6 protein-coding genes are annotated in these 11,827 nt (G+C 59.0%); all 6 read right to left on the reverse strand.

Translation table 11 applies throughout. The features are described from left to right. Positions 1–18: 18 nt before the first annotated feature. Positions 19–552, reverse strand: coding sequence for a hypothetical protein (locus ACESLM_RS14570; RefSeq protein ID WP_372632300.1), 534 nt, complete (start codon positions 550–552; stop codon positions 19–21). A gap of 285 nt (positions 553–837) precedes the next feature. After that, a complete protein-coding gene (locus tag ACESLM_RS14575; RefSeq protein ID WP_372632301.1) occupies positions 838–1,344 on the reverse strand; it encodes a hypothetical protein in 507 nt (168 codons plus the stop codon). After that, on the reverse strand, positions 1,341–3,500 hold the full coding sequence (locus tag ACESLM_RS14580; RefSeq protein WP_372632302.1) for an ATP-binding cassette domain-containing protein: 2,160 nt from the start codon (positions 3,498–3,500) through the stop codon (positions 1,341–1,343). The genes ACESLM_RS14575 and ACESLM_RS14580 overlap by 4 nt, the downstream gene beginning before the upstream one ends. 32 nt (positions 3,501–3,532) lie before the next feature. Further along, positions 3,533–8,119 carry an InlB B-repeat-containing protein gene (locus ACESLM_RS14585; protein WP_372632303.1) on the reverse strand — a complete coding sequence of 1,529 codons (4,587 nt, stop codon included), beginning with the start codon at positions 8,117–8,119 and terminating at the stop codon, positions 3,533–3,535. A gap of 57 nt (positions 8,120–8,176) precedes the next feature. Next, positions 8,177–8,449, reverse strand: coding sequence for a hypothetical protein (locus ACESLM_RS14590; protein ID WP_372632304.1), 273 nt, complete (start codon positions 8,447–8,449; stop codon positions 8,177–8,179). Positions 8,450–8,723: 274 nt separating this feature from the next. Further along, positions 8,724–11,810, reverse strand: a complete 3,087-nt coding sequence (locus ACESLM_RS14595) for an ATP-binding protein (protein WP_372632305.1) — start codon at positions 11,808–11,810, stop codon at positions 8,724–8,726. Between the last annotated feature and the right edge of the window lie 17 nt (positions 11,811–11,827).

The following is an 11,827-nucleotide window of genomic DNA, read 5'->3' on the forward strand; positions in this document are numbered from 1 at the left end:
AGACGCCCGAGCTTTTCCCTATCGGTGGTTCTTTCCATGCGTCTGCCTGTCGAATCGGCCGCAAAAGCTGACGAAAGAGTCATAGCTTGTCGAGTACTCATGAAATGGGCCGTAAGGGGTATCGTAACTGCGGAATCGCTTGGCGATTTTCCCGTAGAGCCGGTTCGTATATGCATTGCCGGCCGCAGTCGGCAGCCGGACCTCCTTGACCTCCGGCCCTGCGTCCCGGATTTGCTCCGCCAGCACCTGCAGGCCTCTCACGAAGGTCCGGTTGCCCTGAAACTCTTCCAAAAAATAAGCGTTGGCCAGAACGGCGATTTCTTTATGGCTGTACTTCTCTTCCGACAGGCCGAGCACGAAGCCTCCGATGCCGATTACTTGCCCCGCGTCATCCGTCAAAATCGCTCCCCTTCCGTGCAAGGCATAGCTTTTGACGTCCATAAGCGCGTTGATCACCGGATATCCCGGAATAATGCGCTCCCGATGCTCCAGATAAAAATCCGTAAATCGGGACCATTCCGGTTTGCCGGAACAGATTTCGAATTTCACCATTTCGAACGCCCCCGTCTCTATGCCATCAATTTCTATCTTGCATAACCACTAAATTTCTATCTTGCATATCCGTCATCGATGCATTATATTACTATTTAATCCATTATAAGGAGGTGTATTAGAATGGGTGCACCTGCATGCAATGCGCCAATGGCTGCGACTGTCGAGCGCGACGATGCCAAAACGTAATTGGACTATCTGCATCCGTATTCCGAATGGCCGGCGGCAACGCCGGCCATTTCGGCCACAAGGATGCCGATGGCGTTTTGGCCTTGCGTGTCAGCTCTAAGTTCGAAAACGTTCGGTAAATTCCAGCACGCGCTCCGGTGTCGTCGCGTAGAAATCCAGTTGACCGCAAGGCTGCTCCGACATATACTGCCATTGCGCGAATTTGCCGTATAGCCTCCTGCTCTCCTTGGCGACAGGCGCAAAGAAGACGACCTCACGGACGCCTGCCGCCAGCTCCAGCCAGTGTTCGGCAGCCATACTCATCGCCTGAAGCAGCGGCCTGCCACGCCTTAACCTCCGCTCGAAAAATAACAGGTGCACCTCGACTCTCGAACGATCCGCGTAGCTGTCCTCCATCGTCCCGAGCGTATAGGCCAATGCCGCCACAACGCGGCCGCTGTCGTCGCGGCCGATCATAAAGCCGTTATCCTCCATCGGATAGATCAACGAGGACATGACGGTAACCCAGCTGTAGGGAACCCCAAGCTCCTCTGCGTTCCTGCATAGCAGCCTCGCGCCCAGTTCCTTATCCCTTTCGTTCGCCGCGACCGACCATCGGATCATTGGGCAGCGCTCCTCTCGTTTCGTAGTTTCAGCGACGCTTCCAAGGAACGGCGAATAGACGGATAACGGGAAGTTATCGCATCGAAATCGGGTCGCGACAACGCCAGGCATAGGCTGGGCGTTAGAGCAATGACGCTTGCCGTCCGCGGAACGTTGCGAAGCAGCGCGATCTCGCCGAAGTGGTCTCCGTCTTCGAGAACGGCAAGCCGTCCGTGTTCCCCCGTACCCGTCTCTGCAACGACCTCTACTTTCCCGCGAGCGATCAGATAAAATTTATCGCCCTTCTCTCCTTGCGCGACTGCGCGCTCGCCCGCTTCGAATCTCTCCGCGACGAATAATCCGGCGATCTCTCGAAGCGTGGACGGCTCCAGCCCCTCTAAGAACGGGAGCAGGGCAAGCCGATCGGTTTCTACCCGGGCGCTGTCCCCTTTTCCGAAAAGAATGAAGCCTTGTTGCTTGTCCCACATTCGGCGATAGAGTCCTCCCCGCGCCCTCAATTCCTCATGGGAGCCGGACTCCGCCATCCTGCCTCCGTCCAGGACGATAATCCTGTCGGACAGGGCCGCATGCGCGAGCCGGTGCGTCACCGATACGACTGCCCTGTCTTTGGCCAGAGATCGCACGGTTTCGTAGACGGCCCGTTCCGTCTCGGGGTCGAGCGCCGATGTCGCCTCGTCCAGGAAAAGCACCCTCGGGTTCCGTACGAGCGCGCGCGCAAGCGCGATCCGTTGCCGCTGTCCTCCGGACAGATTGCTCCCCTGATTGAGGATCACCGTATCGTATCCATCGGCAAAGCAAATCACTTCTTCATGAATGCCGGCCGCGCGCGCAGCCTCCTCCACCTCGCGATCCTCTGCGTCCGGCTTGCCCATGCGGATGTTGTCTCGTATCGTGCCGCCGAGCAATATCGAATCCTGGAAAACGACGCCGACCTGCCGGAGCAGCGAACCGTAAGCGAACTCCCGAATATCATGTCCGTCATAGAGCACGGCTCCTTCCGACGGATCCTCGAACCGGAGCAACAATTGCAGCACGGTGCTTTTGCCCGATCCGCTGGCTCCTACGATAGACGTATAGCCGGTCGCTGGAAGGGTCAAATTCAAATGCCTAAGCACCTTCTGCCCGGGGACGTACTCGAACGAGACTTTTCGGAATTCAAGTTCCCGGCTGATTGCCGGAAGCTCGCGGGTTCCGTTCTCCTTCACGTCGGGTTGCCAGTCCAGCACCTCCTGGTAGCGCCGGAGGCTCGTTCTTGCCGTCAAAATATGGGGCAGCAGCGCAGCTACGCCGAACAGCGATTGTCCAACCGTGATAAAAACGGAATTAAACGTGATGAAGCTGCCAATCGACAACGCGCCGTTCGAAGCGAAATAGCTCCCAACGGCAAAAATCGTCGTCGTCAGCACCGCGACGCCAAGATTAGGCAGCCGGTTCAAATTCGCGTTGACGAAGCTTCTTTTCACGCCGATCGACAGCATGATCCGAAGGAGATCCTCGACCCGCGTCCGCATCTCGGACCTCAGATCGAATCCGCGAATAACCTGGTAGCTCTTGATGTTCTCGTCAATCGCTTCCATAAATCTGTCCAATTGCCCGGTGTAGGCTCCGTTAAGCTCCCGGGAGCGGGATTTAAGCAGACGATAAGGCAGAAATACGAGCGCGGAACCGACAACGGCGATCAGAGTCAATCTCCACTCCAGCGTCCATAAAATTGCGATTCCGAGCGGAACGCTCAGAATGGAGATCAGGCCGGAGGAGACCGTCAACTGCACCGCGGCCTGAATGTTGGGAACGTCTTCCGTATATCGCGCCATCAGATCGCCGCCCCGGAACCGTGCATAGAAACGGTGCGACTGCATTTGCATCTGTTTGAACAGCTTGATCCGATAGTCGAACACGAGCTTGCTGCTCAGCTTCGCCTTGGCATAATCGGAGGCAACTCCCGCGATCATGCTGCAAATCCCCAGCGCCAGCAGCGAACCGATAATGATGCTCAGCATGGAGGCATCGCGAGGAATCAGCGCGAGATCGATCAAGTATTTGTAGCTAACCGAGAACAAATAGTGGGAGGCAAGCTCGAAGAGCGCCCCTGCTGCGATCAGCAAAAACAAGCCGGGAGAAGTGCGAACCGATCGGATAATGGTTTTGAAAAACATCCATTCGCCCTCCTTCCCGGACAGGTTCGACTCTATCGCTGCCATTCCAATAGATTCAGCAGAACCGCGACCGCCTCCGCGCGGGTCGTCTTGCCCTGCGCATCGAAGACGCCGGAGCCTTTCCCCTGGATCAGCCCCGCGCCCTGCACGGCGTTAACGGCGGCTTTCGCCCATTGCGGAATCTGCTTGTCGTCCGCAAAACGGGTCGCGGCCAACGGTTCGAGCGTCTCGCCCATCGCGCTTGCGATCATGGCGGCCATCTCCGCCCGCGTAATCTCAGCATTCGGACGGAAGGTGCCGTCCTTGTACCCCTTCAAAATGCCCGCTTGCGCCGCCAGTACGACCGACTGCCGCGCCCATGCCCCGATTTTCTCGGAATCGGAAAACTCCGGCGGCGCATCCTCCGTGCCCTGCAGCTTCAGCGCTTGGGTCAGAAGCACGGCGAATTCGGCGCGGGTGACCGTGCGATTCGGCTTAAACGTTCCGTCCGCGTAGCCTGCGGCGATGCCCGCGGCAACCGCCGTCCTGATCTTCGCCTCCGCCCAGTGTCCCGCGATATCGCTGAACGGCGGAACGGGCTTCGTGACCGGGTTCGGCTCGCCGCCTCGATCGACCGCCAAGACGGCGACCGGCAGCAATCGCAGAACCTCGACGGAGATCCGGCTGCCGGTCACTTTCCCGCCCTTAAGCTCCGTCCATGCATCTGTCGCTTCATCGTAGACGAATGCCGCGGCTTCTTGACCGACCTTCAGCTTGGCCGGATCGAAGGAGATCGAGAGCGTAGCCGGCTTAAGCAAAGCCGCGGCCGGATCGCTCGCGATCCATAGCACCGGGCCGAGCGGCACGCTGCCGGATGGCAGACGCGCTCCTTGCTTCTCGGTAATGGCGATTTTCAGCTCCTGTTCCGAGGCGCCCGACGGAACCGTAATCGTTATCGCGCCGTTCAAGCTCACTTCGCCCTCCCGGCGAGCCGGGATCGTGATATGACCGTTATCGGAAACGGCGTCGCCGGCCGGCGGCAACGCCGGACCTCCTCCGCTTCCGCCGCTTGACGCCCGGTAAACGGTGACGACGTAGGTCTTCTTCGTTCCGTCCTGCGCCGTTACTTCGACGGTGATCGGATTCGAACCGACCGTCAGCGGAATTTCCGCGCCGGGTTGTCCGCTCGACACGGGGTGTCCGTTGACGGTAATCAAAGCCAACGGATCGGAGGCGTCAGCGGTAACGGCAAGGCTCGATACGCCGTTCGGCACATTGGCCGAATAAGCCGTCGTTCCCGGAACGAAGGCCGGAGAGAGCGCTCCGGCGGACAAAGCCAGTCCGCTTAAATCGGCAACGTTGCCGGCCTCGCGGATCACGTTGACGATGTACGCGTTAACCGTACCGTCCTGCGCGGTCACCCCTATGCGGATCGGATTAGAGCCTGTCGGAAGATCGGAAGCTTGATAGCGGTAGACCGCACCGGCGACCGATTGATAGACGGCTCCCGTGACGGAGACGGACTGGGTCGGATCGGCCTGGGAGAACGAAAGGCCGATGCCGGTCGTCGCATAGTCCAAGCGGACTTCGTAATTCAGAATCGACGGCGAGAACGCCGGTACCTGAACGGACGAATCTACCGACAGAAGAGAAAGCAGCGCGTTGTTGCTTAGCCACTGCGCATACAACGTCAGCGCGCCGTCGCCCATCGGGAACGTTTCGCCCGGCCGATAAGCGGTTCCGCTTCCGTCCGCCGCCGCGTTCCAGCCCGCGAACGTATAGCCCGGTTTATCCAACCCGCCTGTGTTATCCGGCACGAGAATGCCTGTGCCATAATCGTAGACGCCTCCGGCAGGGACGCTCCCCGCCGTGCTGCCGTTGCCGTCATAGGAAATCGAATAGCTGTTGACCGTCCACTGCGCGTAGAGCGTCACGCCTTCCGTCCCAATGGTCAGCGAATCGCCGGCGGCATAGACCGTTCCGCTTCCGTCCGCCGCCGTGTTCCAGTCGGCAAACGTATGCCCCGGCTTCGTCAATCCGCCTTCGTTGCCCGGCAGCGTAACCTGTTCGTTGTAATCGTAGACGCCAGCGGCCGGCACGCTGCCGCCGGTGCTGCCGTTGCCGTCGTAGGCCAGCGTATAGCTGTTGATGTCCCATTTGGCGTACAGCGTCAGGTCGCCTGCGCCGATCGGCGTCCCGAACGCGTACGGCGTTTGCATGCTCTCGTCGGAGTACCAGCCCGCGAACGTATGGCCCGGCTTCACCGGTTCGGCCGGTTCGGGGACGATCTGACCGAAGACGACGGACTGTTCCGTCACCAATGATCCGCCGTTGCTCTCGAAGCTCGCCAGGTAGCTGTTGATCGTCCATTTCGCGTACAACGTAAGGTCCTCCGCGCCGATCGGCGTTTCGAACGCATATGGCGTCTGCAAGCTTTCATCGGAATGCCAGCCCCTGAACGTATGGCCCGCTTTGGTCGGTTCGACGGGTACGGCAGCAGGATGGCCGTATACCACGATCTGATCGTCCACCTCCGAGCCGCCGTTGCTCTCAAAGCTAACCGCATAGCTGTTCGCCGTCCATTGCGCGTACAGCGTCACGTCTTCCGCACCGAGAGGAAAAACGTTCTGTGCGGCGTACCCCGCACCGCTCCCGTCCGCCTTCGTATTCCACCCCGCGAACGTATGCCCCGTCTTGAAGAGGCTGCCCGTATTGCCGTTCACCGTCACGTTCGTACCGTACGGGAACGCGCCTCCGGCCGGGACGGTTCCGCCGTCGCTGCCGTTGCCGTCGTACGAAACCTCGTAATCGTTAACGCTCCATTGGGCGTACAACGTTACCCCTTCCGTTCCCATCGTGAACGTATTCGCTTCGTTATAACTTGTGCCGGTTCCGTCCGCCTTCGTATTCCACCCCGCGAACGTATGCCCCGTCTTGACTAACCCCCCGCTATTGCCGGACACCGCGACCACTGTTCCGTAATCGCGGCTGCCGCCCGCTGGAACTTCGCCGCCTGTATGGCCGTTGCCGTCGTATGCGACCGGGTAGTTGTCCGCCGCCCATTTTGCAAAGAACGTAACGCTTCCCGCTCCCATCGTGTACGCGTCCCCTGCCGCGTAATTCGCCCCGGAGCCGTTAGCAGCCGTGTTCCAACCTGTGAACGAATGACCGGTTCTAACCAAGCCGCCCGTATTCCCTTGGACCATCACGGTGGCGCCGTATACCGCGCTGCCCCCGGGAGGAACGCTCCCTCCCGTATGACCGTTGCCTGCGTAATCGACCGAATACGGGATGGGAATCCATTGCGCGTAAAGCGTCACGTCGGCCGCGCCAACCGTTACCGGATAGCCCGCAGAGTAGCTTGTCCCGCTTCCGTTCTGAGCCGTATTCCATCCTCCGAACACGTGGCCTGTTCTGACCAGCCCCCCGACGTTCCCCCGCACCTCTGCGACGCTGCCGGAATCGTAGACGCTTCCGTCAACCGGCACGCTGCCGCCCGTATGACCGTTCCCGTGATAGACGACCTTATACCCCGTTGCCATTTTCATAACCGTCATCCTGTTGGAATTTGCCCCATCCTTAAAGGCGACGTAAGGCGTGCCGTTATCGATAAATAACGAGGTGTATTCGTAAGAATTGCCTAGGTTGGGATTTGCGCCTATTCCGGCGTTCCCTGCCGCCTCCCAGCCGCTCCCGTTAAATCTCATGACCGTGACCCTGCCGCCGTTCCCGTCATCGACATAGGCGACATAAGGGATGCCGTTACTCACCTTCAACGAGGTGTTCTTAGCCTGGCCTGCCGAAAATCCGGCATTCCCCACCGTCTCCCAGACGCTTCCGTTATACTTCGACACGGTCGCCTTAAAATCATGATAGTTATCCTTATAAGCGATATAAGGAACTCCATTGTCGACATACAAAGAGGGATACTCGGCCGAATATGGCGTAAATCCGGCTTCGCCTACAGGCTGCCAGCCGCTTCCGTCGAACTTCATCACCGTGATCCCGAAACCGTTCGCCGCATCCCGATATGCGACATAAGGAATTCCGTTATTGACGTGAAGCGAGGTGTCGTATACCCGCCCGGCCGAAAAGCCGGCGCTCCCTACCGTTTCCCAGCTGCTTCCGTTGAATTTCATCACCGTAGCTTTGTAGGAATTGGCAAAATCCTCATAGGCGACATAAAGAGTCCCATGATCCATATAAAGCGACAGGTATTCGGCGCTCCCTGCCGAAAATCCGGCGTTTCCCACCGTCTCCCAACTGCTTCCGTTGTACATTCTGACCGTCGCCTTATAGCCGACCTCATCATCGGCAAAGGCGACATAAGGATTGCCGCCGTATACGGCCAACGAGGTGAAAAAGCCTTCTTTGATTGAAGGGCCGGAACTGCCCAGCATTTCCCATTCTGTGCCGTTAAATTTCTTCACTTTGGCCTTATACCCGTGCCCATAATCCGTGTAAGCGACATACGGAGTGCCATTGTCTACGAACAACGAGGTATAAATGGCAATGCCTTCCGATATCCCGGCATGGCCAATCGTCTTCCAGCTTTCTACGGCGGCATGCGCGCGGTGTTCCGTTGTCGCAAGCATTCCCGGAATGCTGCCTGTCGCGATGGCGAGAGCGAGTAGGGTCATCCTTATTTTTCTCCAAATTTTACTCATCATCGTCCTCCGTTATTTGAACTGGTATCGCTAACTCAATAACTGATATCCGACCAGCAGGATCCACAGCATCGGAATCAAGTTGAGGATAATGGCCGCGCGCCGTCGCTTGGTCCTGAATTGCCAGGCGAAGATCGAGCAGACGATAACCATGATCGGGTACAGAGTTACGAAACCGGTAATCGCCAGACTAAACCAGTTGATGCCGTTGGCGAAGCCCATCAGCGTAAGTCCCCAGATTGTAAACCAGGGCAGCAGGCACAGCGCGTACACCGTTTGACAGGACACCAGAAATACTTTCATGGGTTTTTCCTCGCTTTCAGCGAATTTAGACGGATCATGAATTCGAGACAGCATAAAACGCGACGGCTTCTAAACCGAGTCGCCTTGTCCGCCGATTCCGGGTCGTCCTCGTTTCGGAAAACTTTTCTTCTCTCAGATTATAGCGACACTCTGCTTTCAGACTGAAAAGAAAGCGCTTCCTGTCAGGTTTTCGCCAAAAAAGGTTGGTCAGATGCAAAAAAAGAGAAGAGACGGCCTCCCTTTCGAGGAAACCTCTCTTCTCTCCCGTGCTTCATTATTCGCCATCGTTGGCGTTTGCCGCAGGCACCGTTATCGTCACCCGCGTTCCTTGTCCGGGCGCGCTGTCCACATCGAGTCCCTGTCCGAATTGCCGAAGCAGGCGCTGGTGGATGTTACGCAGTCCCACGCCTCCCGCTTCCTCGCGTTCATTCGAGAGGAGCGCCTGGGCCGGCAGAGACATTCCCGGGCCGTCGTCCGCGACGATAATGACGGCGGCGCCGCCTTGCGAAAGGACGGACACCGTCACGACGCCTCCATCCTCCTTCTTCGTTACGCCGTGTCGCACCGCGTTTTCCACCAAAGGCTGGATCGTCAGAGGCGGTAGCAGGCAATCCGCGCTGCCGTCGGCCTCGAAGCGTACGCGCAGCCGGTCTCCGAACCTGGCCCTTTCGATTTTCAGATAGGCCTCCGCCAGGTCCAATTCCTTCCGAAGCGGAACGAGCCGTTCCTTGTTTCTGAAATCAAAGCTGCCGCGCAAATACCGGCTAAGATACAGCAGCAAATCATGGGCGGTACCCGGTTCTTCGAGCGAAAGGGATATGATCGTATTCAGAGCGTTAAACAAAAAATGCGGTTTGATCTGCGCCTGCAGGAAGGCCATCTCCGAACGGACCGCTTCCTCCGCCGAACGCTTCATCTCCAGCAAAGTACGGGCACGGGCTCTTAAATCGTACGCATGAAACGGCTTGGTCACGTAATCGTTCGCTCCGGCCTCGAAGCCGTGCATGACGTCCTCGGGCTCGCTTCTCACCGTGGTGAGCAGAACCGGCAAATCCGACAGCGCATGCTGCTCGCGAATTCTCCGGCAAGTCTCGTACCCGGACATGCCCGGCATCATGACGTCTAGAATGACCAGCCCGATCCGGCTTCTTTGCTTCGCCAGCGCCTCCAGCGCCTCCGCTCCCCCGGAAGCCGTTACGATCTCGTAAGGCTCGTCCGCGAATACGGCCCTCAGCACGACGAGGTTAACAGGGTCATCGTCCACGGCCAGTATCGCGAGCTCCCTCGGCGCGGCGGCGTTGTCGGACGATAGAGCCGCCGCGGCTTCCAGCCGGCTTTGGCGGATTCCGTATCTCTCCGCGCCGTCCGCTTCCGGCAGCGAGCGGATCTCGGACCGTTCCGGAGACTTGACCGGGCTGACGGGAAGCGTGAACGTGAAGACGGAGCCCCTGCCCGGCTCGGAGTCGACCGTAATCTCTCCCCCGTGCAGCTCAACCAGGCGGCGGGCGATGCCCAAACCGAGTCCGGTTCCGCCGTATTCACGGGCGACCGACGTGCCCATCTGCTCGAACGTCCGGAAGATCGCCTCGATCTTGTCCTTGGGGATACCGATTCCGGTGTCCGATACGGAGACGGCCACTTTGCCGCCCGCGGACGCCGCAGAGACGACGACTTCCCCTTCGGGCGTGAACTTGATGGCATTGCCGATCAGATTATAGGCGATCTGGAGCAAGCGGCTTTCGTCCGCAACCGCGTTCGGCAGCTCTTCGGGCCACTCCATTCGCAGCGCGACGGGCTTGTCTCCGATATAGTTGCGGAAGATTTCCTGCTGCGAGCCGATGACGGCCCTGACGTCGACCGCCTTCGTCTGCAGCTGAATGCCCCTGTGCTTCAAACGGGACAAGTCCAAAATATCGTTGATCAGATTGGACATCCGACGGGCGACCGAGACGACGACTTCGAGCTGCTCCCGCTGCTGGACGTTCAAAGGTCCCGACTTGCCGTCCTTCAGCGCCGAGGACAGGTTGAGTATGCCGTGAAGCGGCGTCTTCAGCTCGTGGGACGTATTCGCCAGGAATTCGTCCTTCATCCGGTTCAGGTCGATCAATTCCTCCGACAGCGTTCCGATGACGCGATAGGCGTTCGTGAACCGTCTGGCCAGCTCCAGCGCCTCGATAAATACGAGCAGCAGGAAGCCGTAAGGGACGAGCTGCCAGTCTACCCAGATGATCACGCCGTTGCTGTACAATATGTCGTGGAAAGCCGCGGCGACGAAAGCCAGCCAGCCGAGCAGCTGGAGCAAGGCTCCGCTGCGTCCCCTCCACAGCGCCAGCGCGAATCCGTAAATAAAATAGGCCAAGCCGAGCAGCGAGACGACTTTGAAGTAATCAATGAAAGCCGTGAACGTACCGACAGGAAGCAGCAGCGCCGAGGCGGCGAACAATCCGCCGATGCCGGCAAGCGCGCGGACGAGCCGGGAGCTGAACTCCTGCGGGAACAACTCCTTCACGAATAGCGCCGCCATCGCCACTCCGCCGTAATAGGCCAAATACTCCAGCCGGACGATCGTTTCGATGCTCGTTCCGGGAAATACGTCGATCGCGTGCATGCCGCCGACAACCCATAGCCGGGTCGCGCCCAGCAAGCAGCAGAGGCCGAAGTACAGCGTCGACCGGTCCGCCCGGCGCAGCAGAAACACCGCGATCTGATAGAAGCCGAGAAGAGCGCAGCCTCCGAACACCGCCATATCGACAATCGTATTTCTCATGTTCGTTGCGGCTACGCCGCTTTCCGTCCCCAAGGAGAGACTGAACCAGACGCCGCCGGAAGGATAGAGCGCGTTCGCGACTTGAAGCGTCAGCTCGAATTCGCCGGCTTCAGGCTCGAACGCCGCCGTTTGCGGCCGATAAGCGGACACTGCGGCGTTCAAATCCGAGTCCACCTTTCCTGCCTGCGCGATGAGCCGTCCGTCCGCATAGAGCCGGTAGGCCGGCGCGATCGCCGGCACTTGCAAAGCCAGCGGACCGGTATCCCCTCCGGTCAGAACGGTAAGCCGATACGTCGCGTATCCGTGTCCCGGCTTGCCGTTTGATCCCCATTCCCCCGGCACCCGGGCGTAGTCCGCCGGTCCGCCCGGCTCGCCTCCCGCAATCAGTTCGCTCCAATAGAACCGCCATTCGCCGTTCAGCCTCGCCGCTCCGTCTTCGGAAAAATTCCAATCGCGCAAGTCGATCGTCCCGCTCTTCGCCCGCGGCTTGCCTTCTTCGTTCGACAAGCCCGCGAACGGCCAAGCTATCGCGACGGCAAACGCGCACAGCAAGACGGCCAGCCCCGCAACTCTAAAAATCCGGTCTTTCCGCATCCCCGAATTCACCGTCT

This window comes from Cohnella sp. (genome assembly GCF_041641335.1).
Lineage (GTDB): Bacteria > Bacillota > Bacilli > Paenibacillales > Paenibacillaceae > Cohnella.

Excerpts from the sequence above, each read along its gene's own strand:
- ACESLM_RS14570 (WP_372632300.1), bottom strand. The coding sequence starts at position 552 with ATGGTGAAATTCGAAATCTGTTCCGGCAAACCGGAATGGTCCCGATTT.
- ACESLM_RS14575 (WP_372632301.1), bottom strand. The coding sequence starts at position 1,344 with ATGATCCGATGGTCGGTCGCGGCGAACGAAAGGGATAAGGAACTGGGC.
- ACESLM_RS14580 (WP_372632302.1), bottom strand. The coding sequence starts at position 3,500 with ATGTTTTTCAAAACCATTATCCGATCGGTTCGCACTTCTCCCGGCTTG.
- ACESLM_RS14585 (WP_372632303.1), bottom strand. The coding sequence starts at position 8,119 with ATGACCCTACTCGCTCTCGCCATCGCGACAGGCAGCATTCCGGGAATG.
- ACESLM_RS14590 (WP_372632304.1), bottom strand. The coding sequence starts at position 8,449 with ATGAAAGTATTTCTGGTGTCCTGTCAAACGGTGTACGCGCTGTGCCTG.
- ACESLM_RS14595 (WP_372632305.1), bottom strand. The coding sequence starts at position 11,810 with ATGCGGAAAGACCGGATTTTTAGAGTTGCGGGGCTGGCCGTCTTGCTG.